This is a genomic window from Nesterenkonia ebinurensis (assembly GCF_008711175.1).
Lineage (GTDB): Bacteria > Actinomycetota > Actinomycetes > Actinomycetales > Micrococcaceae > Nesterenkonia > Nesterenkonia ebinurensis.
In genome coordinates, this window is sequence record NZ_VWNF01000049.1 from 13,174 (window position 1) to 38,611 (window position 25,438).

A 25,438-nucleotide genomic window follows, 5' to 3' on the forward strand; every position below is an offset into this window, starting at 1 on the left:
CAGGGGTGCCGGGCAGGTTGTCCGGGGTTAGTCAGGCTGCCCCGGTGGGAGCGCCATCAGCCCCCTGCTGCGGCAGGCACGGGCCCGGTGCTTGAACTCAATAGTGATCCCGGTGCTCATCCTGCGCGTACTGCATCGCCTCGAAGAGCAGATCCCGGCGGATCTCCGACGTTGAGGTGCCCTCGGTGCGCGGCAGATACACCACCTCGCAGTGCTCCCGCAAGTACTCGAAGCGGGGGGAGCCCTCCCAGTCTGAGCCCATCACCACCGTGTGGATCTCATGCTGGACCACATCTAGGCGCTTCTGCTCCCAGTTGGTCTCCGGGATCACCAGATCCACATACTTGATAGCCTCCAGCATCATCTTGCGCACCTCAAAGGGGTGGTAACTGGGCTGCTTGCCAGGCTTGGCCTCATTGAACTCATCAGTGGAGAGCCCCACGATCAGATAGTCACCAAGCGCCCGGGCCCGCTTCAGCAGCCTGATATGCCCCCAGTGCAGAAGGTCGAAGGTGCCATAGGTGAGAATTCGCTTCATAAGGTGATGCGGGCGTCGTCAGTGTGGGGTGAAAGCTGGCCGATGTTCAGGCGGTGTGGGGCAGCGCAGCCAGCCGGGTGGTCACCACGGCGGGCTCGCGGACAGGGCGGCTGCGCCGGGCAGGCAGGGTCACCGCATCAGAGAGCAGATCCCGGCGGATTTGGGCGGTGGAGACCCCCTCGGTGCGAGGCAGATACACCACCTCACAGTAGTCACGCAGGTACTCAAAGCGCGGGGAACCCTCCCAGTCCGAGCCCATCACCACTGTGTCAACGTGATAGCGGCGGATGTCCTCGATCTTCTGCTCCCAGCTGGACTCCCCGATCACCAGATCCACGTAGCGCACCGCCTCCAGCATGTCGCAGCGGGTGCTGAACTGGTGATACGGGGGGCGGGTCCCTTTCTGATGCACTGCGAAATCATCAGTGCTGGCGGCCACGATCAGATAGTCGCCCAGCGCTTTAGCGCGCTTAAGCAGCCTGATGTGCCCCCAGTGGAGCAGGTCGAATGTTCCGTAGGTCAGAACTCGCTTCATATGGTCCTCACACCGTTCCCCGGCCGTGCCGGCCCTGTACGCCGATGGTTGATTACCTCTGGCAACTATTGCCGCATGATAGCAACTTCATGAAAAGGGAAGGTTTCAAGCCCGAGTAGAGGATAGGGTCAGCCGGGCCTCAGGAGCCCAAGTCTAAGGCATCGACAATCCGGTCAGCGCAGGCCGGAGGCTGCCGCGGCAGGGAACCATCCTGCTCGGTGACATAGCTCAGATGCTTGGCACGGAACTTCCGGTAATCAGGGGTGCCGATGCTCAGCGCGGCCTTCACCGCCTCAGTGGCAGTTGTGACAATGGGTCCTGGGACCTCTGCGTGATAGTCCACAGCCAGGCCGCGGGCCTCGGTGTAATCGGCAAGGTCATAGGGCCAGAACACCAGTGGGATATCACGCAGGGCGGCCTCATAGGTCACCGCCGAATAGTCGGTGATCACCGCATCTGCCACCGCCAGCCAGTCCAGCACCCCAAAATCAGTGCCGATGATCGTCGAGCCGCTCTCGGGCACCGGCGACTTGTCCATGGGGTGGGGCAGCAGCACAAGGGTGTTGGCGGCCTCGGCGTGATCTTGAAAGGCGGCAGCCACCTGGGTGTAGGGGATGTGCTTGCCGCGGCGGAAGGTGGGGATATAGAGCACGCTGTGCCCGCCCTGCTCCGCTGCCCTGCGCAGCCGGGGATAATGGTCCATGATCTGTTCCCGGCGCTCAGCCATGGTCTGCTCATCCAGCAGGTAGTCGATTCGCGGCATACCCAGCGGCTGGATCTTCTCCGCCGGAATTCCGAAGGCCGCGGTGTAGATGGAGGCCGGGACCTCCCCGGAGGCGCAGACAAAACTGTAGTTCTGATGCATGCGCATTGTGGCCGCCACCCGAGGGTTGGGCCCCTCCCGGGTCCCAGAGGCCAGATGCCCGAACTTCTTGATCGCGCCCAGGGCGTGCCAGATCTGGCCGATCTTCAGATTCTTGCGGTGGTTGAGGATGCTCACCGGGATGATGTAGCCGTCCACCAGGCAGCCCGCACAGGTGGCCAGGTGATACATCTCCCGGAAAGCCCTGGGGATATAGGTGGCGGAGAGTTTCTTGTGTTTGATCACCACAATCTCGTGCTCAGGGTAGCTGCGCCGGATGGCCTGCTTGAGCAGGGTGAAGTCAACAGTGATCTGCTTAGGCTCACGGGTGATGAGCACTACCTTGCGCTGCACCGGCAGCAGCTTCAGCAGCGCGTAGATACCCCGTGCGCCTGCGACCATGACGCCCAGTGGGGTGGTGAGGATACGTTTTTCCAGGTCCCCGGATCCTTCCGCCATGATCGAAACGTGCAAATACCATGGCCACCCTAATACACCCCTGGGAGAATCCATGCGTGTCCATCCCGTACGCTAGTGTGCTGTGACGCAGGAACTGTTTGACCAGGCCGACGATGCTGACGCTGAACCGGAGCACCGGAGCCGGCGGGGACGAAAGATCGCTATCGGGGTGCTCTGCGGCGCCCTGGTGCTGCTGTTGGGCGGGGCGGCGGCCGCTGCTCTCTACCTGAACTCGCTGCGTGGCGCCTATGAGGAGGCCGTCAATGTCATCGAGGAGCAGCACACCTTCCCCGAGGCCGAGGACCGGCCCGAGGAGACCACCATCGAGGACGATGAGACCGGCGAGCAGGTTGAGGATGACCAGATCAACATGCTGCTGATCGGCTCCGACTCCGGCGGAGGCTCCGGAGAATTTGAGAACGTGCCCTGGCTGCCCAACTCCGGGCGTGCCGACACCATGATGTGGGTGCATATCCCCCATGAGCGCGACGCCGTCTACGTCATGTCGATCATGCGTGACACCTGGGTGCCCATCCCCGGCTACGGGGAGGCCAAGATCAACTCCGCACTCTCCTTGGGCGAGGGCTCATCCCTGGCCGTGGCTACCGTGGAGAGCCTGGTGGGAGTGCCCATCGACCATGTGGCCACAGTGGACATGGTCGGCTTCCAGAGCCTGGTCTCAGCCATGGGCGGGGTCACCGTGGACTCACCCACCTCCTTCACTTCGTGGAACGGCTACCAGTTTGTGCGCGGCGAGCAGTACATGGACCCATCCCAGGCGATGAGCTTTGTGCGCGAGCGCCGGTCCTTCTCCGACGGCGACTACACCCGGGTGCGCAACCAGCAAGCCTTCCTGCGCGGGGTGCTCAATGACGTACTGACCCCCTCCACCTTGACTAATCCAGGCCGAGTGCACGAGATGGTCTCCAACTTCGCACCCCACATGGCGGTGGACTCCCAGCTCGCGGACGCAGGCTATGTGGCAGATCTGGCCTGGTCCATGCGCGATGTGCGCGGCCGCCACATCGAGATGTTCACCATGCCCAACCTCGGTGTGGGCACCGCCGGTTCCGAGTCGATCATCGTGGCCGACTTCGATGCCTTCACTGAGGCCGGAGAAGCCATGCGCGACGGCAGCTTCGAGGACTACGCCGCCAACAACTGAGTTAGTCGTGTCTGACAAACCTCTCACCTCGTTCGTTCGCTTCCCGCACCACCACTAGGTGGAGCGGGTCCCGGCTCTCTCAACTTGCGCGGTGCTGGACGGGCACCTGGACTGCGCCTCACTCGGCCAAAAATGCCTCTGGCATTTCCTGCCTCGCTCAGCTTGCCAGACACATCGTGCAGCACCTGCTCGCTACGGCGTCGGTTTATCAGACACGCTTTAGTCGTTAATCCCGCGACCGGAACGACCAGACGATATGGTCCCATGCCGTCTCTCGGCGCACCTTAGATGTGCAAGTCTTAATCACCCCGTGAGACTGCGATTAAGCTCGTGTCTTCACTCGGCTCGATCGGGTCTCGGCTGACTTGCCCAAGATTTCACCTTTGCAGTCGCCCGATCGGCTTCGCCTCCGGCCTCACGGTGAACAAAGCGGCGGCGTAACGCACCGGCAGCTGATTGTGCGCTGTACCAGCGCTCAACTTATGCTGGGACTACCATGACCGACAATCACGATCTCGAGGCGCTGGCCACAAACCCGCACACGGACTGGGACGTTCTGCACTGGATTGCAGAGAACCACCCCGAGCTGCGGCCTGCAGTGGCGGCCAACCCCGGTACCTACCAGGAGCTGGTTGACGCCCTGGCAGCGCTGGGGGACCCAGAGATCGACGCCGCCATCGCCCAGCGGGAAGCCACCGGGGGAGTGGGGGAGCCTGAGGTTGAATCCGAGCCCGACCCGCACCCTATGGCTGGGATGTGGGACATCCCGAGCGGAGCATTCCCGGCGGCGGAGCCCGAGCCGCCAACCCCTGTCACACCGGTATCGGCGGAACCGGCAGAGCCTGTCGGCGCTGAGCCGGTGCCAGCGGTGCAGCAGGAGCTGGCCGAGCCGGGACCAGCTGAGTACGAGCCTCGGCAGAAGCGGGAGCTTCCCGTGCTGCCGATCGCTGCAGCGGTGCTGGGGCTTCTCAGCGTGGGCGCCGTCATCGGATTGCTGGTGATGCTGCTCAGCGGCGGAGATGACGACCCGCCCGCCGCAGGCCAGACTCCTGATCCCCAGCCCACCGCCGAAGACCAGGCCGAACCCGGAGATGAGAACGGGGAGGCAGACAACGGCGAGGACGAGCCCGCGGTGGATGAACAAGCCCTGGCGCAGGCCCGTGCCGCAGTTCAGGAGCTCGGCGAGAACCCGAGCTGCGATACCAGTGAGGATGCCGGCGTCGTCGCTGCTTTCCTCGCCGCCGCTGGGGCCGAGGAGGACTTTCCCGGCCAGGAGGACTCCGAGCTTCTGGAGTCCGCCTTCGAATCCATCCAGTCCGACTGCTCACCGGCCGAAGCGGCCGCGACCTTCGAATCCGCACGCAGCGGACCCCAGGCCCCTGAGGACGGCCAAGGCGCTGCACTGACCGCAGTGGGCACCGACTGGGTCACCCGCGGGATCAACGATATGCGCGGGGCCGAGCAGATCAGCTCCTTCACCGCCCAGGGCGGCAACGTGGAATGCGAATTCTCCGACGGGCTGACCTGCACCGTCTACAGCACCACCGCCGAACCCTGCGATGAGGGCGCCACCTACCGGATGACTGTCCAAGGCGCCGAGGTGGACTGCGAGGCGCACCTGGAGTCAGGCAACCGCGAGCAGACCCTCTCCGAGGGCGATGCCGCCACCGACGGGTTCCTGGTCTGCCAGGAACTCAGCGACCGGCTGACCTGCTTCAACACCGTGGAGGTCTTCGGCTTCGAGGTCTCCAACACCGGGCACTACACCTGGTAGCCGGCACGCAGGCGTAGAGTAGCCCCATGGCTGACTACAATCCTGAGGCTCGTGTGATCGCCCCGGTGATCGTCTCTACCCGGGCCGCCACCGGCCAGCGGGAGGATGAGTCCGCGCCGATCATCGCCGAGTTCGCTGAAGCCGTCGGATTCGTGGCACGCCCACCGGTGATCATCCCGGATGGGGAAGGCGTGCTCGCCGCGCTCTCCGAGCTGCTGGTGCAGATCGAACCAGCGGTCATCATCACCTCCGGCGGCACCGGGCTCACCCCGGACGATCTCACTCCGGAATACACCAAGCCCATGCTGGACAAGGAGATCCCCGGGGTGGTGGAGGCCATCCGCGCCCATGGGCGCACCAAGAACCCGCTGGCCGCCCTCAGCCGCGGGGTGGCTGGAGTCAAGGACAGCACCGTGATCATCAACCTGCCAGGCTCGCCCAAAGCGGTGCGCGAGGGCATGGAGGTGCTGGTGGAGCTGCTGCCGCACCTCTGCGACCAGGTAGCGGATATCCGCGATAGCCACTGGGGAGATGCCTAGCCCGGCTATTTAGCTCGCCCGGTGCATATCGATGGCCCGCTTCATAGTGCGCCGAGCCCGGCCCCGGTCCCCGGCCACGTCATAGGCATAGGCCAGCCGGTACCAGACCCGCCAATCCTCCGGGGCAGCCTCGGCCTCGGCACGGAACCGCTCGAACTGCTCATCGGCCTGCTGGCGGTTGGGCCGGCCGGCGGGGGAGCGCTCCACGGTATCCTCGGGCAGCCCGCCCTCCTCAGCCAGAATCTTGCCCAGCCGCTCAGTGCGCATCCCGAAGCTGATCGCATGCCACAGGAACCAAGCCCCCACCGCCACCAGAACCAGGGTGCCGGCACCCAACAGCCGGGCCACGGCGTCGTCGACCCTCAGGAACCGGAACGCAGAGGTCAGCGCACCTGCCATGACGATCACCACCAGGACGATCATCACCCACGTCCAGAGCTTGTCCTTCATGAGGCTGCCGCAGAGCCCAGCAGCTCATCGAGCGCCTTCAGCTGCGAATGGTCCCTGCTCTGCAGCAGTGCGGCGACCTGGAGCAGGCGGTCCAGGTTCAGCAGCTTGTCCAGCCCGTAGACCACCCGGCCCGGTCGTGCGGCGACCTCGCGCAGTGCCAGCAGCACCCCGGGCATGAACCCCGCGCGGTCAAAGGAATCATGACGCAGCGTGAGCTGCTCGCTGGGATTGCCGAACAGCGTCTCCTGGTGCGCCATCAGCCCGCGCAGCCGCACCGAATGCACATGGACCCCCTCAACCACCGCGCCACGGGCGCCCTCAAGCTGCTCCTCGGTGGCATCAGGGGAAGGCCCGACGCCGCCGGCCTGTCTGGCCTGCCCAATCAGCTCGGCAGTGCGCACCGCAGTTCCGGAGGGGGCATCCACTTTGTTGGGGTGGTGCAGCTCAATGATCTCCGTAGACTCGAAGTACGGGGCGGCAATCGCGGCGAAGGCCGAGGCCAGCACTGAACCCAGGGCGAAGTTCGGAGCAATCACCACACTCGGTGCCCTGCCGAGTTTCGCCTCATCAAACCCCTCGCGGATCTTCCCGTCGATGGCCTGGTGAAGCCGTTGACGGCGGAGCTGATCCCAGCCTGAGGTGCCCACCACGGCATGAATACCGTGCTCCACTGCGAAGTGCACGTTCTCCTCCGTGGAGTCCGGCACCGTGAGATCCACAAGATGGGTGGCACCGGCGGCGGTGATCCGCTCCAGCGAGTCTGTGCGGCCCAGCGCGGTCACCAGCTGCATATCTGGGGCGGCTTCCACCGCCTTGACCGCCTCCGAGCCCATCCGCCCACCGGTCCCCAGCACTGCCACTCTGATCTGATTCGCCATGCCTCTAAGCCTACCTAGGCTCGCCGGCCAGGCCGGTGCTGTAGTAGTGGGTGAAGGCCTCCAGAGGCCCACGACGCCGCAGCCGCACCTTCAGAGCCCCAAGCGCCAGGGCGCCCACCACCAGCAGCAGGATCATCATGTGGTCCTGGATCTGTGGAAACACTGCCCCCTCCATCCGCCAGAACGGACCCAGTATCAGCAGATGCCCCACATAGAGGCTCAGCGGCATGGCGCCGGCCCCGGCTAGCGGCGCCAGCGGCCAGCTCAGCCAGCGGCTGAGAACCAAACACAGCCCCAGCACTGCCACCGCGCAGCTGATGGTGTGCAGCAGATCCATGGTGCTGCCCTGGTGCGGCATCGGGATCAGAAACCACAGCGGATCGGTGACCAGGGGCAGAAAGTGATCCCCAGTCTCCAGCGATCCCTGCAGCGCGGTGGGGCTGTTGGCTGCGAAGGGCAGCATGCGTTGGCTCAGCCCCGAGTGCTGCAGGACAACCCCGCCGGCCCCATAGGTGAAGGCCGCCCCGGCAGTGCCGAACAGCAGGAGCTGAAGCTGCACGCCGGCCCTGCGCAGGTTCAGCCGGCCCACCGCCATCCCGGCGAACAGATAGGCCGGCCACAGCAGCAGCGGGTAGTAGCCGGTGACAGCCAGGTCCAGGCCAAGGAGTCCCGGCTCGGCCAGGTCGGGGAAGCCCGGGGAGTGCCAGAGCCGCTCAGGCTGATCCAGCGGGGAGGCGCGCAGCTGGTTCTGCAGCCACCAGTATGCCGGCGGGGCGAGCGCCACCCAGGCGGCGGCCAGCAGCGCTAAGCCCCGGGCTCCCAGGCGCAGGAACGGCAGCGCCAGGAAGAACATCAGCCCGTAGTGGACCAGGATGATCGCCACCCCTGACCCCAGGATCGCGCAGGCCAAGCCGATCAGAATGATCAGCAACGCCCGCAGCGCCACGACCCGGCGAAACCAGGCTGTGCTGGGTCCGGCGGCGGGCACATGCCCCGCTTGGTCTCCGACGTGGCCCGCAGCAACGTCAGATGTCGGCACGGGTCCCTGAGGTCGGGGGTCCTCCTCGGCGGTGTTGCCGCGGCCTTCACGCCCAAAGTCGGCACGCCGCGCCGCTCCTGCCTCACTGGTGTGGGCACTGGACGTCAGCAGCGCTAGGCCGACTCCGGCCAGGACCGCGAACAGAGCCGCTGAACGGCCCGAGAACAGCAGCCCGGCCCAGGTCGCCTCGCCGGTGACCGGATCAGAGGTGGGCAGCACGTGTACGGTCATCATGCCCAGCAGGGCGATCCCTCGCGCGGCGTCAACGCCCCAGAGTCTGCTCACACAGGTAGGCTACTCCCCATGACCACCGATCAGAATGTCGCCAGCAACGACGCCCGATTGAGCCGAGTGCCCTCCGCCGCTCGCGGCGAGAAGGCCGAGGCGGTTGAGGAGCACCAGCGTAGCGACGCCGCGGCGGATGCCAGCTCCATCGGCCACGAGTTCGACCCCTACCTGGCCAAGGGGCAGGTCAAGCACCCCGACCAGACCGACCCGTACTTCGGCCACCTGATCACCGCCCTGGTCACCCCCTTCACCAAGGACGACCGGATCGACTTCAAGGCCTTCGAGGCGCTGGCAGCCAAGCTGGTGGATGAGGGCAACGACTCCCTGGTGGTCTCCGGGACAACCGGTGAGACCTCCACCCTGGAGGACTACGAGAAGGCCGACCTGGTCCGCGCGGCCAAATCTGCGGTGGGGGACCGGGCCAAGGTCATCGCCGGCACCTCTACCAACCACACCAGCCACGACTTGGAGATGGCCGCCAAGGCTGAGCGCGCCGGAGCCGACGGTCAGCTGGTAGTCACCCCCTACTACAACAAGCCCTCTCAAGACGGGGTCTACGCGCACTTCACCGCGGTGGCGGATGCCGCGGATCTGCCGCTGATGATCTATGACATCCCCGGCCGGACCGGTATCCCGGTTGCCACCGAGACCATCCTGAAGCTCGCCGAGCATCCCCGGATCATGAGCCTGAAGGATGCCAAGAACGACATCACCGCCACCACTGAGGTGCTCACCAAGACCGATCTAGAAATCTACTCAGGCGACGACCAGAACGTGCTGGCCTGGATGGCCATGGGCGCAGTCGGCGTCGTCTCGGTCACCGACCATGTGGCTGCGCCGACCTTCCGGCGGATGATCGATGCCGTGCTGAACTACGACCTCAAAGAGGCGCGCATCGCCCACGGCGAGCTCGGCCCGGTCATCCGTGCCATCATGACCCGCGTCCAGGGTGCGGTGGCCTCCAAGCTGGTGCTGAACTGGATGGGATTCCCCATCAACACAGACGTTCGCCTGCCCCTGGTGCAGGCAAATGAGGCCGAGCAGGAGCTCGTCCTCGCCGACCTGCGCGAAGCAGGCTGGAAGCTCTAGAAAGGAACCTGTCACAGCGTGACACCTGAAAAACTGCAAACACCCCCCAAACTGAAGAACGGCACCCTGCGGATCGTCCCGCTCGGGGGCCTGGGCGAAATCGGCCGGAACATGACCGTCTTCGAGCTCAATGGCAAGTTGCTCATTGTGGACTGCGGGGTGCTCTTCCCGGAGGAGGAGCAGCCCGGGGTGGACCTGATCCTGCCGGACTTCAGCTACATCGAGGACCGGCTCGAGGACGTGGTGGGCCTGGTGCTCACCCACGGCCATGAGGACCACATCGGCGCGGTGCCCTACCTGTTGCGGCGGAAGGAGGACATCCCGATCATCGGGTCCAAGCTGACCCTGGCCCTGGTGGAGGCCAAGCTGGCCGAGCACCGGCTCAACGCCTACACCCTCACCGTCAAAGAGGGTGATGTGGAGCGACTGGGCCAGTTCGAATGCGAGTTCGTGGCCGTCAACCACTCCATCCCGGACTCTCTGGCCGTGTTCATCCGCACCGAGGCCGGCTCCGTGCTGCACACCGGTGACTTCAAGATGGACCAGCTGCCCCTGGACGGGCGGATCACGGACCTGCGCCATTTCGCCAAGCTCGGCGAGGAGGGTGTGGACATCTACCTCTCCGATTCCACCAACGCCCACATCCCAGGCTTCACCACCCCGGAGAAGGAAATTGGGCCCACCATCGACCAGGTGATCTCCAAGGCCCAGCGCCGGGTGATCGTGGCCAGCTTCGCCAGCCACATCCACCGGGTCCAGCAGGTGCTGCACGCCGCCGCCGCGCATGGACGCAAAGTGGCCTTCGTGGGCCGGTCCATGGTGCGCAATATGTCCATCGCCAAGCAGCTGGGCTATCTGGACATCCCAGAGAACATCCTCATCGACCTCAAGAAAGTCGATTCCCTGCCAGACCACAAGGTGGTGCTGATGTCCACCGGCTCCCAGGGTGAGCCGATGGCCGCGCTGTCCCGGATGGCCAACGGCGACCACCAGATCCAGGTGGGTCAGGGCGACACAGTGATCCTGGCGTCGTCGTTGATTCCAGGCAATGAGACCGGGGTCTACCGGGTGATTAACGGGCTGATGAAGCTCGGGGCCGATGTGGTGCACAAGGACAACGCCAAGGTGCATGTCTCCGGGCACGCTTCCGCCGGGGAGCTGCTGTACTCCTACAACATCCTCTCTCCGCGCAACGCGATGCCCGTCCACGGCGAGCACCGGCACCTGATCGCCAACGGAAAGCTGGCCGAGGCCACCGGCGTTGACCCCGAGCGGGTGCTGCTCTGTGAGGACGGATCCGTGGTGGATATGCGCGATGGGCTGGCCCGGGTGGTCGGCCAGATTGAGGCCGGCTACGTGTACGTGGACGGCTCCTCGGTGGGCGAGATCACCGACTCCGAGCTCAAGGACCGCCGAGTACTGGGCGAAGAGGGGTTCATCTCCGTGGTCACCGTGGTCAACCGGCAGACCGGCACCATCATCTCCGGCCCTGACATCCACGCCCGCGGTGTGGCCGAGGAGGACGAGGTGTTCAAGAACGTCAAGCCCAAGATTGCCAAGGCGCTCACCGAGGCCATCCAGGACAACAAGGAGCACACCACCCATCAGCTCCAGCAGATCGTGCGCCGCACCATCGGTTCCTGGGTCAACCGCAAGCTGCGCCGCAAACCCATGATCGTCCCGGTCGTGGTCGAGACCTGACCGCGCACATACCTGGTCCGTCTGCTCGCCGCGCCCTGCTTTGAGTGCATGATTTGTGCAGCACTTTGGGACCCTGAAGCGTCAATGTACTGCACAAATCACGCACTCAGCGGAAGTGGGCGGGGTTTTAGGGCGCAGGTGGGGTGGTGAAGTGAGGCGCGGATAAGGGCGGTTCGGCGCGTGATGCTGGGCTCCTGCGCCGTTCACCGCTAAGTTGGGGGTATGGCGACACGTACTTCCCCCTCGCGGTCGGCCGGAAAGAAGAACACTTCATCCGCCAAGCCCCGCGCGACGACGTCGAAGAAGAAGGCCTCCGAGCCTGAACGCGGCAATCTGCTGTTCACCGCAGCCCGCGGCCTCTGGCTTGCCCTGGCCACCCCGGTGGGCGGAGCGGTGCGCAGCATCGGCCGCCAGATCACCATCCACCCCGATGACCGGCGCGACGGCGCAGGCTTGGTCTTCTTCCTGCTGGCCGCCCTGACCGCAGTGGTCGACTGGTGGGGCGCCCACCACTGGGACCACTGGGTCTCCGACGTGGTGCACCGGGTTACCGCCGGCACCTTCGGCTGGGCCTCAGTGCTGCTGCCGCTGGCGCTGTTCATCACCGCGGTGCGCTACTTCCGCACGCCTCAGCAGCATGAGGCCAATGGCCGGGTGACCATCGGGCTGTCCATCGTGCTCGCCGCCTCCGCCGGCCTGGCCCATTTGGCCGCCGGAACCCCCACCATCAACCAGATCTTCGCCCAGACTGAGGATGGTGGCTTCCACCATATGATCGACTCAGGAGGCATTCTGGGCTACCTGGTGGTGGCCCCGATCGCCTCGCTGATCACCAGCTACCCGGTCTGGGCGCTGCTTTCGGTGGTGCTGGTGCTGGGCCTGCTGGTGCTCACCGACACCCCGGTCCGCCGCATCCCCGCCCGCCTGGCCGTGGCGCGGAACTACATCATCGGCGAACCCGGTGAGCGCCCAGACCTCGACCAGGCGCCTTCCGGAGGTGCGGCCCAGCAGGTGGATTACGACGCCGCCGAGAAGGCTCCGCGCCCCAAGAAGCCTAAGAAGGCCGCCAAGTCTGAGCGGCCCAGCTTCTTCGCCAAACTGACCGCGGACGCCGCCGCCCAGGACGACGCCGATACGCCGGCGGTCACCGCGCCGACCGAGAGTTTCGGTGCCGATGCGGCCTACGACTCCTCGGTGCATGTGGAGCCCAGCAACGAGGCCACTCCCAAACTCAAACCCGGACAGAAGCGTCCCACCAAGCATGAGCAGGAGGTGGCTGCCGCCAAGCGCGCGGCAGGCCTCACCGAGCCCAGCAGCCAAGGTGCTCTGGCGGCGTCGTCGCCTAAGAACACTGCCAAGCCGGAAGCCCCGGCACCTGCCACCGACCTCCCGGTGCGCAGCGAGCAGCTGGAGCTCTCCGGGGACGTCACCTACACCCTGCCCGAGCAGTCCCTGCTGCCGGCCGGACCGCCGCCCAAGCAGAACTCCGAGGCCAATGCGGACATCGTGGCTGCACTCGACGCCACCTTCGGCCAGTTCAAGGTCGATGCAGAGGTTACCGGTTTCTCCCGCGGGCCCACCGTGACCCGCTATGAGATCGAGCTGGCCCCGGGCACCAAAGTGGAGAAGGTCACCTCCCTGGAGAAGAACATCGCCTATGCGGTGGCCTCCAACGAGGTGCGCATCCTGTCCCCGATCCCGGGCAAATCAGCCATCGGCATCGAGATCCCCAACCGAGACAAAGAGGCCGTGGCCCTGGGCGATGTGCTGCGCTCCAACGCTGCCCGAAAGCTCGATCACCCCATGGTGATGGGCGTGGGCAAGGACGTCGAAGGCGGCTTCGTGGTGGCCAACCTGGCCAAGATGCCGCACCTGCTGGTGGCCGGTGCCACCGGTGCCGGTAAATCCGCGTTCATCAATTCAATGATCACCTCGGTGCTGATGCGTGCCACTCCGGACGAGGTCCGGATGGTCATGGTGGACCCCAAGCGCGTGGAGCTCACCGCTTTTGAGGGCATCCCGCACCTGGTCACCCCCATCATCACCGATCCCAAGAAGGCCGCTGAGGCCCTGGAGTGGGTCTGCAAGGAGATGGACAACCGGTACGACGATCTTGCCCACTTCGGCTACAAGAAGATCGACGAGTTCAACGCCGCGGTCCGGGCCGGGAAGATCACCCTGCCTCCGGATTCCCAGCGCGTGCTGCGCCCCTACCCCTATCTGCTGGTGATCGTCGATGAGCTCGCCGACCTGATGATGGTGGCCCCACGCGATGTGGAGGACTCGATCGTGCGGATCACCCAGCTGGCCCGTGCCGCCGGCATCCACCTGGTGCTGGCCACCCAGCGACCTTCGGTGAACGTGGTCACCGGTCTGATCAAGGCCAATGTGCCCTCCCGGATGGCGTTCGCCACATCCTCCGCCACCGATTCCCGCGTGGTGCTGGACTCCGTGGGCGCCGAGAAGCTGCTGGGCCAGGGTGATGCGCTGTTCCTCCCCATGGGCCAGTCCAAGCCGATGCGCGTGCAGGGCGCCTGGGTCAACGAGGTCGAGGTCGAGGCCGTGGTGGCGCACGTGAAGTCGCAGCTGAAGGCCCAGTACCGCGAGGATGCGGTGAAGGCCATGGAGCCCAAGAAGCGCGAGATCGACGAGGACATCGGCGAAGACCTGGACCTGCTGCTGGCGGCCACCGAGCTGGTGGTCACCACCCAGTTCGGCTCCACCTCCATGCTGCAGCGCAAGCTGAAGATGGGCTTCGCCAAGGCCGGTCGCATCATGGACCTCATGGAGTCCCGCGGGGTGGTGGGGCCCTCCGAGGGCTCCAAGGCCCGTGACGTGCTCGTGGCCCCGGAGCAGCTGGGCGAGGTGCTGGCCGCCATCAAGGGCGAAGGCTCAGAGGATGAGGCCCCGCAGCCCTTCGACGGGGCTGCCGAGGTGGAGTCTGCCGAGTCCGTCAGTGTTGGTCCCGGCGGCGGGGAAACCCCGCCCGCCTCTCGTCCGGCTGCAGCGGCGCCGGACTTCGCGCCTGAAGACGCTGAGACCGGGCAGCCGGGCGGGCCAGGTCAGGAAACCCCGTTCACCTCTCGGCCGACTTCGGCAGTGCCGGCCTTCGAGCGTGAAGACAGTGGGGAGCCGGAGCCGGCAAGTGGGCAGGCGGCGTCGGGGTCTGCTGCTGAGAACGACTGGGCTGCTGACCTGATTGCCCGGGACATGGCCGAGCGCACCCGTGACCTCACCGAGGCCGCCGAGTACCACGACGGCGCAGATAATCCCACCGACTCCGAGGACGCCTGGCAGCTGACCGGCCGTCCCTGAGGTGGCCCGCCCCTTCCTCAATGCGATGTCAGGGGGTTATTGGATGATCGGCACTCCATGGGAGGCCGAAATTCCAATAAGTGCCTGAAAAGTGAAGCTGCAGTGACGAGTACGAAGTCGTCGCCAGGTTCCACGAGTAGTACTCTGACTGGAATGAACGCGAACCCGCAGGCACCGCTGCTGAACATCGCCAATGTGCTCACCATGCTGCGCATTGCGCTGGTGCCGGTGATGGTGGTCTTCCTGCTGCTGGACGCCGTCCCCGCCGGTTCCGGCCTTTCTCCCTGGGAGGCTCAGCACGGCGGTTGGCGCTGGGCTGCAGCCGGGGTCTTCACCGCCGCGATGGTCACCGACAAAATCGACGGCGACCTGGCCCGATCCCGCAACCTGGTCACCGACTTCGGCAAGATCGCTGACCCGATTGCCGACAAATTTCTGGTCGGGGCTGCACTGGTCATGCTCTCGGTGCTCGGCGAGCTCTGGTGGTGGGTGACCATCGTGATCCTGGTCCGCGAACTCGGCATCACAGTCCTTCGCATGTGGATGATCCGCACTCAGGTGATGCCCGCCTCCCGCGGCGGCAAATGGAAGACCGCGCTGCAGGCCGCCGGACTGTTCCTGATGCTGCTGCCGTTGGCAGCCTTTGCCGAGTGGCTGGCCACCGCCGCCCTGTGGATCATGATCGTCGCGCTGGTGGTCACCGTGATCACCGGCCTGGACTACATCGTTCAAGCGATGCGCATCCGCCGGGCCGCACGGGGCAACGCATGAGAGCCGAAGACGCTGAAGAGGTTGCGGAGCAGGCGGAGGCAGCCACCGACCCCGTGGAGCTCATCCAGCGGATGGCCCACCGCGGGCTGAGCATCGCCACCGCCGAATCACTGACCGCAGGGGCCCTGGCCGCCCGGATCGCCGATGTGCCCGGGGCCTCGGTGGCCCTGCTCGGCGGAGTGGTGGCCTACTGCAACGAGGTCAAGCAGGAAACCCTGGGGGTAGATGCCCAGTTGCTTGAAGCCCGTGGCGCGGTGGACGGCGATGTTGCCGCCCAGATGGCCCTCGGCGCAGCAGCCTCCTGCCACGCCGAGCTGGGCATCTCCACTACCGGAGTGGCCGGCCCCGAACCTCACCAGGGCAAGCCGGTGGGAACGGTGTATGTGGGCATCAGCGCTGCCGACGGCGTCGTCGGCCGTTACCGGCTCAGCCTCCCGGAGTACTGTACCGGCTATGCGACCGACCGGGGATTGGCCGGATTTCGGCTGCTGCAGCTGGACGGTGACCGGGCCAGCATCCGTCAAGCCAGCGTGGAGGCTGCGCTGAAGCTGGTGCGCGATCTTCTTCACACAGAGCCTGCGGGGCTGCCGGAAGCTCCCTAGATTCGGCCACATTCGGCTACAGTAGGGAACAAATTAGTGGTACAGCAGGTTGGTCTAGTCGAAAGTAGTACACGCGAGGGAGAATCTCATGGTCCGTCAGCCAGTCACTATCAACGGAGTCACCCGGTGGAAGGATACCGGGGCCGCAGGCATGCCCACAGAGGCCCGCGAGGTCAAAGGTGTGGTGCTGCGCCAGGAGATCGGCGATGTGCTGCGCAGCATCCGTCAGTCCGAGGGCCGCACTCTGCGCGATGTCTCCCACGACGCCCGGGTCTCCCTGGGCTACCTCTCCGAGGTGGAGCGCGGGCAGAAGGAAGCCTCCTCCGAGCTGCTGGCCAGCATCTGCACCGCCCTGAACGTGCCGCTGGCCGTGATGCTCTTCCAGGTCGCTGAGCGAATCGCCGCCGCCGAGGGCCTCCAGGTGCCCGACACCGTGCCCACCGAGATGCAGCAGGAGTTCAATACAGAGGAACTCGAGCTCCTGCGCTGAGTTCTGCCAGTAGCGCGCTGAAGTGCGCCACCCTTAGTCGGCTGCCCGCACCGCGGGCAATCTTCAGTCGCCTCGGTGACTGCGCTGCGCGCGCTGCATCTCGCTCGGCTCAGCCGGATCTCGGCAGACTTCGTACAAGCCGGGGCCTGCCGAGGCTCAATCGGGTTTCCGGCTAAACTGGCCTGCATGGTTTCCGAGGATCGCCGCGCTCACGTCAAGGAGCTCCAGCAGGAGCTGCACCGCCTGTTCCTGCGCCGGCGGCACAATGCGATCCAGCTGGCCCGCACCATTGACCCGGAGATCGAGCCGGCCGCCTATTCCATCCTGTTCACCCTGCAGCGTGAAGGCGCCCAGCGGATGACAGATATCTCCAAGCACCTGGGTGTCGGCAAACCCACCCTGTCCCGGCAGCTGACCACTCTGGCCGAACGCGGATTCATCACCAAGAAGGCAGACCCGGCCGACGGCCGCGCCCTGGTGATCTCGCTGACCGAACAGGGCAAATCCCGGCTCGACGCCGCTCAGAAGCAACGCTCCGAGCGCTACCTGCACATGCTGGAAGTCTGGAGCGAGGAGGAGATCATGACGCTCTCCGGGCTGGTGGCCAAACTCAACCAGACCTATGCAGAGTACGACGACGGACCGGGCGCAGGTGCCCGATCACCCGCCGCTGTCTCCGCGGACCCCAAAGCCGCCTGATTGGCCACGATGCGCGAATCCCGATTCTGGGCACTGATGGAGGGCGAGTTCGGTGAGCGCTACGCCTATGTGCTGGCCGATCAGCTGGTGATCTCCTCCCTGCAGCTCACCGCCAAGCAGGCGCTGGCCGCCGGAGTCCCCGCCCGCCACGTGTGGGAGGCGATCTGTGAACAGCAGGACGTGCCCGAGTCGCGGCGGCTGGGCAAGGACGTGCCGCCGAAGCAGTAGGTGCGATATTCGCCCTCACCCGGCGTGTTGCTCGAATATCTGTTCGATGGCGCGTAGAGTTTTCCCCAGACTGGATCGGTGCTGGAAGACGCGCCGCGCTCTGCACAGATCCACTATCCGACAAACGGCATGTCGGGGGCTGCCCCTAGTCTCGATCATGTCAGGAATAAGAACTACTCATCGAGAGGTGAAGCATGGCGAACAGCCCAGACCGACAGAAGGCCCTCGAGGCAGCACTGGCCCAGATCGACAAGCAGTACGGCAAGGGCTCAGTGATGCGCCTGGGCGATGAGACCCGCGCCCCCATCGAAGCCATCCCTACCTCATCCATCGCCATGGACGCAGCCTTGGGCATCGGAGGCTTCCCGCGCGGCCGTGTGGTGGAGATCTACGGCCCAGAATCCTCGGGTAAGACCACCGTGGCCCTGCATGCAGTGGCCAATGCCCAGAAGAACGGGGGAATCGCCGCGTTCATCGACGCCGAGCACGCCCTGGATCCCGCTTACGCTGAGAGGCTCGGAGTCAACACGGATGAGCTGCTAGTCTCCCAGCCGGACACCGGTGAGCAGGCCCTGGAGATCATGGACATGCTGGTCTCCTCCGGCTCCCTGGACATTGTGGTCATCGACTCCGTGGCCGCCCTGGTGCCGCGGGCTGAGATCGAGGGCGAGATGGGCGACAGCCATGTGGGCCTGCAGGCTCGGCTGATGTCCCAGGCGCTGCGCAAGATCACCGGCCGGCTCGCCCAGTCCAACACCACTGCCATCTTCATCAACCAGCTGCGTGAGAAGGTCGGGGTGTTCTTCGGCTCCCCGGAGACCACCTCCGGCGGTAAAGCGCTGAAGTTCTACGCCTCCGTGCGCGTGGATGTGCGCCGGATCGAGACGCTCAAGGAAGGCGTCAACGCCGTGGGCAACCGCACCCGGGCCAAGATCGTGAAGAACAAAATGGCCCCGCCCTTCAAGCAGGCTGAGTTCGACATCCTCTACGGCGTGGGAATCTCCCGTGAGGGCGGACTGATCGATGTGGGAGTGGAGAACGGCCTGGTCAAGAAGTCCGGCGCCTGGTTCACCTACGACGGCGACCAGCTGGGCCAGGGCAAGGAGAAGGCCCGCCAGTTCCTCAAGGACAACCCGGACCTGGCCGATGAGATTGAGCTCCGTATCAAACAGAAGCTTGGCATCATCCACTCCGCGGATGAAGAGAGCCCAGACCTTCGGGCAGTGTGACAGCGGCCTGCGGCACGGGATCCGCACTCGCGCCGGTCACGGGGCTCCCCGGTCCCGCTTCCGCGGCTCCTTTGCCCAGCACACCACAGTCCACCATGCTCTTGCAGTAGGGAGAAGTGATGAGTGATCAGAAGATTGCGGCGCTGAAGGAGACTCTTGCCCGATATCAGGCCGGAGAGCTGAGCTCGGATCTGTTTGATCAGGCACCGGAGTCCGCAGCCGGTGAGTCCCGGGGTGGGCACGGTGACGCGCTGGATGGTGATGAGTACGCCAAGGCTCGGGCTGTGGTGCTGCGCAAGCTGACCGGATCGGCCAAGTCCCGGCACCAGCTGGCCCAGGTGCTGGAGGCGAAGGAGTTCAGCGAGGAAGTCATCGCCCAGGTGCTGGACCGGATGGAAGAGGTCCAGCTCATCGACGACGCCGCCCTTGCCCGCACCTGGGTGCGCACCCGGCACGAGCTCAAAGGGCTCGGTGCTGCCGCCCTGCGCCGCGAGCTGCAGGACAAAGGGATTGCCGCCGAGCACATCGAGGCCGCCCTGGGGCAGCTGAGCGCCGAAGATGAGCACACTGCGGCACGGGAGCTGATCGAAGGGAAGCTGCGCGGGGTCGTCGTCCCAGTGGGCAATGGTGCAGAGGACCGCAAAGAACGTGAGAAGATCACCCGGCGACTGGTGAATATGCTCGGCCGCCGCGGGCACAGCCCCTCAGCTGCCTTCCAGCTGGTCCGGGAACAGCTCGACCGTCGGGCGGCTTGAGCTGGTCTGAACCAGCTGTTTCGGGACGAGCGCCGCAGACTCGGTAGAATCACAGGGATGACTGAAGCACTCCTGGAACGCACCAACACTGCTGAAGCCGAACGCACCTACGAGGTGCGCACATTCGGCTGCCAGATGAACGTGCACGACTCCGAGCGGATCTCCGGACTGCTGGAGGAGGCCGGATACGCCAAAGCCGAGGAGGGCACCACCCCAGACCTGATGGTCTTCAACACCTGCGCCGTCCGGGAGAACGCAGACAACCGGCTCTACGGCAATCTCGGTCAGCTCAAACCGGTCAAAGAAGCCTATGGGATGCAGATCGCGGTAGGCGGCTGCCTGGCTCAGAAGGACCAGAATACTGTCCTGGAAAAAGCACCCTGGGTAGATGTGGTCTTCGGCACCCACAACATCGGATCCCTGCCCACCCTGCTGGAACGCTCACGACACAACCAATCAGCCAGCATCGAGATCCTCGAGGCCCTGGAAACCTTCCCCTCCACCCTGCCCACCAAGCGCGAATCGGTGCACTCCGGCTGGGTGTCCATCTCAGTAGGCTGCAACAACACCTGCACCTTCTGCATCGTTCCTTCCCTGCGCGGCAAGGAGAAGGACCGCCGCCCCGGTGAGATCCTCGCCGAGGTCCAAGCCCTGGTGGACGACGGCGCTGTGGAGGTCACCCTGCTGGGCCAGAACGTCAATACCTACGGAGTGGAGTTCGGCGACCGCCAGGCATTCGCCAAACTGCTGCGCGCCTGCGGAAAGATCCAGGGCCTGGAACGGGTCCGGTTCACCTCACCGCATCCGGCCAGCTTCACCGAGGACGTCATCGACGCCATGGCCGAAACCCCCAACGTGATGCCACAGCTGCATATGCCCCTGCAGTCCGGCTCAGACCGGATCCTCAAAGCCATGCGCCGCTCCTACCGGGGCAAGAAATTCCTCAGCATCCTGGAGAAGGTCCGTGATCGGATGCCGCAGGCGGCAGTCACCACAGATATCATCGTCGGATTCCCCGGCGAGACGGAGGAGGACTTCGAAGACACCATGCGCGTGGTGGAAGCCTCCCGGTTCTCATCCGCCTTCACCTTCCAGTACTCCAAGCGGCCCGGCACCCCAGCGGCCGAGATGGCAGACCAAATCCCCAAAGCGGTGGTTCAGGAACGCTTCGAACGCCTGGTTGCCCTGCAAGATCGCATCACCGCCGAGGAGAACGCCAAGCTGGTCGGAAGCACCCAGGAGCTGTTGGTCACCGCCGACTCCGGACCCAAAGCCGCGGTCACCGGCAGACTGTCCGGCAGAGCACCGGATAACCGGCTGGTGCACTTCAGCGTACCTACCGAGGCCGATGCCCCGCGCCCCGGGGACTTTGTCACCGTGCCGATCACCGCAGCCGGCAGCTTCCACCTGCTCTCCGACCCCTCAGCCGCAGACTTCCAGGTACGTCGCTCCCGGGCCGGCGATGCCTGGGATCGCTGGCAGGCAGACTCCTGCGGCGTCGGCATCACCCAGGTCAGCGGAACCACACCAGGCACCGTCTCCCTGGGCATGCCCCGCATTGGTCCCTGAGGTGGCTGCTCAGGTAACCCCGCTGATCGTTCTGTTGGGGCCCACCGCCTCCGGCAAGACCGGTCTGAGCATTGAGCTGGCCCAGCGGCTGGCAGAGCGCGGAACCCCCGGAGAAATCATCAACGCCGACTCCATGCAGCTCTACCGCGGCATGGACATCGGCACCGCCAAGGCCACCCCGGAGGAGCGGCAGGGTGTACCCCACCGTCTCTTCGACATCCTCGATGTCACCGAGGAAGCCTCTGCAGCTCAGTACCAGCAGCTGGCCCGCCAGCAGATCGCCACAACCCGGGAGCGATGCAGCACCCCCATCCTGGTAGGCGGCTCCGGGCTCTACCTGCGTGCAGTCACCGATGTGATCGAGTTCCCGCCCACTGACCCGCGGCTGCGCGAGCAGATCGAATCCGAGCTTGCCGCCGAGGGCACAGCGGCCCTGCGCGAGGAGCTGCGCACCGCCGACCCCGAGTCCGCCGCCGTGATCAAGGACGACCGTCGGCTGGTCCGCGCCCTGGAGGTCATCCGGCTCACCGGGCGGACCTTCACCTCCTATATGCCTCAGCGGCGCTACGAACCTAGTGCGGAGCCGGTCATCCAGCTGGGCCTGCGGGTGGAGCGCAGCCTCCTGCACCGCCGGATCGAACAGCGCGTACAGCACATGCAGGCAGCGGGACTGCTGACGGAAGTCCGCCAGCTTGAAGCCGCCGGACTGCGACGGGGCCGCACCGCACCGGCAGCCATCGGATACCAGCAGTTCCTCCGTGTGCTCGACGGCGCGCTCTCTGAAGACCAGGCGGTGGAAGAGACCATCATCGCCACCCGGAAGTTCGCCCGCCGCCAGGAGACCTGGTTTCGCGCTGATGCCCGCATCACCTGGTTGGATGCCCCGGCAGAGGACCTCACCGACAAGGCGATGGAAGCAATCACCGCGCGTACTGGTTGAATGTTCCTATGCAGTTCACCAAAGCCCAGGCCACCGGCAACGACTTCGTGATGATCAGCGACGCCGCCGGACACCTTGACCTGCCCCCAGCACAGGTGGCCCAACTCTGCGACCGGCACTCAGGTGTAGGAGCCGACGGGCTGATCCGGGCTGTGCCGGCTCACCGTACCGAGGACGGGGTCGCTGCGCTCACTGCCTTCAATCGTCTCGGAGAGCAACGTGCCAGCACGAGTTCGCACTCGGCTCAATCGGCCGTCGCTGCACTCTCCCACGCTGAGCTCACCAGTACAGACCAGGCGCCGGTCTGGTTCATGGACTACCGCAACGGCGACGGCTCCGTGGCTGAGATGTGCGGCAACGGAGTGCGTGCCTTCGCCCACTTCCTCATCCATGAGGGACTTGCCCGGCTCAGTGAGTCAGACAGCTTGCCGGTGCTCACCCGCGCTGGGCTGCGCACCGTGCAGAAGGTTCCCGAGGGGTACTCGGTTGGCATGGGCCTCTGGTCCTTCATCGACCCGCAGATGGCGGCCGAGTCCTCCTCCGACTCACTGGTCCAAGCCGCAGGACTGACCGACCCGCGACCGGGTCTGAGCATCTCGATGGGAAACCCACACACCGTGGTGGCGCTGCCTGATGACCAGACTCTGGAGCGGCTGGATCTGCACGCCGTACCCAAGGTGGAGCCAGTGCCGCCACAGGGCACTAATGTGGAGTTCGTGGTGCCGGCAGAGCCCCTGGTGGAGGGCGGCGTCGGCCGGGTGCGGATGCGGGTGCACGAACGCGGCGTTGGCGAGACGCTCTCCTGCGGTACCGGAACCTGTGCGGCTGCCGCAGCGGTACGGGTCTGGGTCGGAGCTGACGCGGTGGATACGTGGAAGGTCACCGTGCCCGGGGGAGAGGTCACCGTGACCTTCACCCCCCGCAGCGACGGCGCTGAAGATGTCACCCTGGCCGGACCCGCCACCTTGGTCTACTCCGGGGAACTCTGCTAGTCCAGGCGGTGCGAACGCGTCGCACCTACGGGGCTCCAACCCTCAATCGTCTCGGAAGCTTCGAGTAACTCGGGTCTTCACGCGGCTTACATTCGGGTCGCCCGCTCGCCCCCTGATGTGGCCCGCACAACCGCATCGCGTTTGCAAGGCTCCCAACATCAGGGTCCGCCTGGGCCGGCTGCAGCGGCGCCGACCTTAGCACCTCGAGTGCTTATCACCGGGTGCTGCGCGCCCAGGGCTCGGGTTTTTCAGAGCAGCGTGAACAGCGCTTCGGCATCGGCGCGAAGGCTGCGCAGCACCAAAGAGGTGAACAGCACGGTGCCCACGGCCAGCGAATCGCCACGCCTCAGCAGGTCCAACAGGTCATCCGAGCCCTCCGCCTCATGCACCCCTCCGGCGCCCAGATCGGCTAGGCGCAGCCAACCCCAGCCCGGGCCGGTCGGCCACTCTGAACGGTCCGGGGTTCCGGTATAGGCCCCGGGCAGCTCCACGAACACCTTCTGCCCCGGGAAGCCTTCCAGCTCTGCGATAAACCCAGCCAGATCCTTCCCCGGGGGCAGGCACACCAGCACCTGGTCCACATGGTTCAGCTGCTGGTCCGCAAAGTCCAGCGCGACCCGCAGTCCTGCCCCTGAGACCGCAGAGTCCACCGCACATCGACTCCTCGAGGCGGCGTCAGGCACCTCATGCACCGACAGCCGCCCCGGATACCTCACCGAGGCGAGGACAGTCTGCACTCGGTGAGCAAGAGGAGGACTCAAGTCGGCCATGTTATGAGACATTGGGGGAGTCAGATCTGGATGCGGGGGCAGTTCTGCTCCCGCAACGTCGCAATTTTGCCATTTCTCAGCTCCGAGGTGAGACGTAGCGGGAGCTGGTTGTTCAGCGGCGGCATTCTTACTCCTTGAAAGTCTCAGCGCAGCGGTGATTCCTGCCGCCGCATTCTGGCGCTGAAATCCCTCCGGCAGATGTGGGATGAGCACCCCGGCGTCGTGATTTGCATGAGCCAGCTCAGTGCCGGTCTCAGCACAGCGCTGGGCAATAACCTCCGCTACTTCCGGGGTCTGCGGGCAGCAGACCGCCAGCTGTGTCCGTGTAGTGATCACTGCGGCCTTGTTCCGGGCGATATTCGCCACAGTGGGCCCCAGCAGGTCCAGATGCTCAGCGAAGATCCCGGTGACCACCACAGCGTCCAAGGACCATTGCGAAAGATCGTCCGAGGCTCCGCCGATCCCGGCCTCTGCTACCAGCACCTCACAGCCGGCCTCCGCTGCCGCCAGGAACCCCATCAGCAGGAACAGCCCGGTGGGAGCAAGATAGCCGGTCTCAGCGGTTGCCGGTGGCAGCTGTGCCTGCCCCTGGGCAATCCGCAGCAGCAGGCGTCGTCGTACTTGGCTCTCGAGCACCAGCCCGTCCATCCGGATCCGGTCCGCGTTGGAGAGCACCCCCGGGCTCATCACGGTGCCCACCCGGTGGCCCAGACCAGCCAGCGCCGCTGAAGCATAGGCACACGCAGTCCCCTTGCCCTTGGACCCCACCACCCCGATGGTCCGGTGCGGGGCGGCCTGCGGATCATAGCCGAGGACATCCATCAGTGCCCGGGTGCGCCCCAGCGACCGTGCAGAGACCCCGCGCAGCGCCCGCCACTCGGCGAAAACCACATGTTCCTCCAACTGCTCAGTGGGCAGTGCGGCCAAGCGGGTGTGGTGATGAGTCATATGATCGAGCCGCGGGACACGCGCAGAATCCGGAACCCCTTGGAACTGGCAGCACGCTCAGCGGCGAAATCATCGCCCACCACCGCCAGCATCGACTTGAGCCAGGTCAGCAGGGAGTCCGCCCCCAGGTTCTTCTGAACCACCAACCAGGCCGAGCCACCCTCCGCTGGATGCTGGACGGCGCTCTGCTCAGTCACGGGGCCTCTCGGTCCGGCTTCCTTCGCTTCCCTTGCCAGCGCCTCGGCCGAGCCCGGCTCAGAAGGTGGAGCCTCTTCCAAGCGCGGCAGCCAGAGTTCCAGCAGCTCATGCAGTGCGGGTTTGCCGATCCGGATCGGCGGATTCGACCAGATGGTGGCGAACCGGTGCCCGCCCGGCATCTCATCCGGAGCGCAGACCCGCACATTCTCCAGGCCCAGGGCTGCGGCGTTCTCCGCACAGAGCGTGCGAGCCCGCTCGTTGATATCCACCGCCCAGACCGTCGCCTCAGGGGAGAGCATAGCCATGGTCAGCGCCACCGGTCCCCAGCCGCAGCCGATGTCCAGCAGATGTCCTGAGGGTGACGGGTCCGGAACCTCACGCAGCAGCACCTGGGTGCCCTTATCCACCCCGTCAGGGGAGAAAATACCTGCGGAAGTGACCACCTCCGCCTGACGGCCGGCAAGCTCCACCTGAATCCTGTGCCGCTTGAACGGACCCTCCGGAGAGCTGAAATAGTGCGAACTGTTCACCCTTGTTAGACTAGTACCCATGTGGATTCGCCCTTTGCAGTACGCACGGCCCCGCGCAGCGGCCTGAACCGTACACACCCGCTCC

General features: G+C 65.5%; 23 protein-coding genes and 1 pseudogene. 16 read left to right on the forward strand and 8 right to left on the reverse strand.

Annotated elements, in window-relative coordinates; translation table 11 throughout:
* Positions 1-97: 97 nt before the first annotated feature.
* The 3 genes from tagD to F0311_RS16420 all read right to left on the reverse strand — a co-directional run bounded on the left by tagD (position 98) and on the right by F0311_RS16420 (position 2,394).
* The gene (gene tagD / locus F0311_RS16410) at positions 98-538 is read right to left on the reverse strand and encodes a glycerol-3-phosphate cytidylyltransferase (RefSeq protein ID WP_150463036.1); all 441 of its coding nucleotides are present in this window, start codon (positions 536-538) and stop codon (positions 98-100) included.
* A gap of 46 nt (positions 539-584) precedes the next feature.
* Positions 585-1,073 (reverse strand): adenylyltransferase/cytidyltransferase family protein, encoded by a 489-nt coding sequence (locus F0311_RS16415; RefSeq protein WP_150463037.1) that lies wholly within the window; start codon positions 1,071-1,073, stop codon positions 585-587.
* A gap of 139 nt (positions 1,074-1,212) precedes the next feature.
* On the reverse strand, positions 1,213-2,394 hold the full coding sequence (locus tag F0311_RS16420; protein ID WP_191089994.1) for a CDP-glycerol glycerophosphotransferase family protein: 1,182 nt from the start codon (positions 2,392-2,394) through the stop codon (positions 1,213-1,215).
* Between the two features lie 82 nt (positions 2,395-2,476).
* Between F0311_RS16420 and F0311_RS16425 the strand changes: the two genes are divergently transcribed.
* The 3 genes from F0311_RS16425 (at position 2,477) to F0311_RS16435 (ending at position 5,872) form a co-directional block, all read left to right on the forward strand.
* A complete protein-coding gene (locus F0311_RS16425; RefSeq protein WP_150463039.1) occupies positions 2,477-3,559 on the forward strand; it encodes an LCP family protein in 1,083 nt (360 codons plus the stop codon).
* Between the two features lie 496 nt (positions 3,560-4,055).
* Complete coding sequence (locus F0311_RS16430) at positions 4,056-5,333, forward strand: variant leucine-rich repeat-containing protein (RefSeq protein WP_150463040.1); 1,278 nt, start codon at positions 4,056-4,058, stop codon at positions 5,331-5,333.
* A 26-nt stretch (positions 5,334-5,359) separates the two neighbouring features.
* Positions 5,360-5,872: a MogA/MoaB family molybdenum cofactor biosynthesis protein gene (locus F0311_RS16435; protein ID WP_150463041.1), complete on the forward strand. Its 513-nt coding sequence runs from the start codon at positions 5,360-5,362 to the stop codon at positions 5,870-5,872.
* Positions 5,873-5,881: 9 nt separating this feature from the next.
* Here the strand turns inward: F0311_RS16435 and F0311_RS16440 are convergent, their stop codons facing one another.
* The 3 genes and pseudogenes from F0311_RS16440 to F0311_RS16450 all read right to left on the reverse strand — a co-directional run bounded on the left by F0311_RS16440 (position 5,882) and on the right by F0311_RS16450 (position 8,524).
* Positions 5,882-6,322, reverse strand: a complete 441-nt coding sequence (locus F0311_RS16440; protein ID WP_150463042.1) for a hypothetical protein — start codon at positions 6,320-6,322, stop codon at positions 5,882-5,884.
* Between the two features lie 92 nt (positions 6,323-6,414).
* Positions 6,415-7,200, reverse strand: a pseudogene (dapB, locus tag F0311_RS16445) (4-hydroxy-tetrahydrodipicolinate reductase); the annotation flags it as partial.
* 10 nt (positions 7,201-7,210) lie between these two features.
* Positions 7,211-8,524, reverse strand: a complete 1,314-nt coding sequence (locus tag F0311_RS16450; protein ID WP_150463044.1) for a heparan-alpha-glucosaminide N-acetyltransferase domain-containing protein — start codon at positions 8,522-8,524, stop codon at positions 7,211-7,213.
* Between the two features lie 18 nt (positions 8,525-8,542).
* On the opposite strand from F0311_RS16450, the gene dapA reads away from it, so the two are divergent.
* The 13 genes from dapA (at position 8,543) to dapF (ending at position 22,907) form a co-directional block, all read left to right on the forward strand.
* Positions 8,543-9,616 carry a 4-hydroxy-tetrahydrodipicolinate synthase gene (dapA, locus tag F0311_RS16455; protein ID WP_223881436.1) on the forward strand — a complete coding sequence of 358 codons (1,074 nt, stop codon included), beginning with the start codon at positions 8,543-8,545 and terminating at the stop codon, positions 9,614-9,616.
* 18 nt (positions 9,617-9,634) lie between these two features.
* Positions 9,635-11,317 carry a ribonuclease J gene (locus F0311_RS16460; protein ID WP_150463045.1) on the forward strand — a complete coding sequence of 561 codons (1,683 nt, stop codon included), beginning with the start codon at positions 9,635-9,637 and terminating at the stop codon, positions 11,315-11,317.
* Between the two features lie 222 nt (positions 11,318-11,539).
* Positions 11,540-14,632, forward strand: coding sequence for an FtsK/SpoIIIE family DNA translocase (locus F0311_RS16465; protein WP_150463046.1), 3,093 nt, complete (start codon positions 11,540-11,542; stop codon positions 14,630-14,632).
* A 153-nt stretch (positions 14,633-14,785) separates the two neighbouring features.
* Positions 14,786-15,403 (forward strand): CDP-diacylglycerol--glycerol-3-phosphate 3-phosphatidyltransferase, encoded by a 618-nt coding sequence (gene pgsA / locus F0311_RS16470; protein ID WP_150463047.1) that lies wholly within the window; start codon positions 14,786-14,788, stop codon positions 15,401-15,403.
* A complete protein-coding gene (locus F0311_RS16475; RefSeq protein WP_191089995.1) occupies positions 15,400-16,005 on the forward strand; it encodes a CinA family protein in 606 nt (201 codons plus the stop codon). The genes pgsA and F0311_RS16475 overlap by 4 nt, the downstream gene beginning before the upstream one ends.
* An 88-nt stretch (positions 16,006-16,093) precedes the next feature.
* Positions 16,094-16,495, forward strand: a complete 402-nt coding sequence (locus tag F0311_RS16480) for a helix-turn-helix domain-containing protein (protein WP_150463048.1) — start codon at positions 16,094-16,096, stop codon at positions 16,493-16,495.
* A 186-nt stretch (positions 16,496-16,681) separates the two neighbouring features.
* Positions 16,682-17,194 carry a MarR family winged helix-turn-helix transcriptional regulator gene (locus tag F0311_RS16485; RefSeq protein ID WP_150463049.1) on the forward strand — a complete coding sequence of 171 codons (513 nt, stop codon included), beginning with the start codon at positions 16,682-16,684 and terminating at the stop codon, positions 17,192-17,194.
* Positions 17,195-17,203: 9 nt separating this feature from the next.
* Positions 17,204-17,422: a DUF3046 domain-containing protein gene (locus F0311_RS16490; protein ID WP_150463050.1), complete on the forward strand. Its 219-nt coding sequence runs from the start codon at positions 17,204-17,206 to the stop codon at positions 17,420-17,422.
* A gap of 194 nt (positions 17,423-17,616) precedes the next feature.
* The gene (gene recA, locus F0311_RS16495) at positions 17,617-18,651 is read left to right on the forward strand and encodes a recombinase RecA (RefSeq protein WP_150463051.1); all 1,035 of its coding nucleotides are present in this window, start codon (positions 17,617-17,619) and stop codon (positions 18,649-18,651) included.
* A gap of 119 nt (positions 18,652-18,770) precedes the next feature.
* Complete coding sequence (locus tag F0311_RS16500) at positions 18,771-19,406, forward strand: regulatory protein RecX (protein WP_150463052.1); 636 nt, start codon at positions 18,771-18,773, stop codon at positions 19,404-19,406.
* A 57-nt stretch (positions 19,407-19,463) separates the two neighbouring features.
* Positions 19,464-20,975, forward strand: coding sequence for a tRNA (N6-isopentenyl adenosine(37)-C2)-methylthiotransferase MiaB (gene miaB / locus F0311_RS16505; protein WP_150463053.1), 1,512 nt, complete (start codon positions 19,464-19,466; stop codon positions 20,973-20,975).
* A gap of 1 nt (position 20,976) precedes the next feature.
* On the forward strand, positions 20,977-21,915 hold the full coding sequence (miaA, locus tag F0311_RS16510) for a tRNA (adenosine(37)-N6)-dimethylallyltransferase MiaA (protein ID WP_223881437.1): 939 nt from the start codon (positions 20,977-20,979) through the stop codon (positions 21,913-21,915).
* An 8-nt stretch (positions 21,916-21,923) separates the two neighbouring features.
* Positions 21,924-22,907 carry a diaminopimelate epimerase gene (gene dapF, locus F0311_RS16515; protein WP_150463055.1) on the forward strand — a complete coding sequence of 328 codons (984 nt, stop codon included), beginning with the start codon at positions 21,924-21,926 and terminating at the stop codon, positions 22,905-22,907.
* A gap of 248 nt (positions 22,908-23,155) precedes the next feature.
* Here the strand turns inward: dapF and F0311_RS16520 are convergent, their stop codons facing one another.
* Positions 23,156-24,625: a folylpolyglutamate synthase/dihydrofolate synthase family protein gene (locus F0311_RS16520; protein ID WP_150463056.1), complete on the reverse strand. Its 1,470-nt coding sequence runs from the start codon at positions 24,623-24,625 to the stop codon at positions 23,156-23,158.
* Entirely contained in the window at positions 24,622-25,353 is a 732-nt protein-coding gene (locus F0311_RS18620) for a class I SAM-dependent methyltransferase (RefSeq protein ID WP_223881438.1), read from the reverse strand. The genes F0311_RS16520 and F0311_RS18620 overlap by 4 nt, the downstream gene beginning before the upstream one ends.
* Positions 25,354-25,438 lie beyond the last annotated feature (85 nt).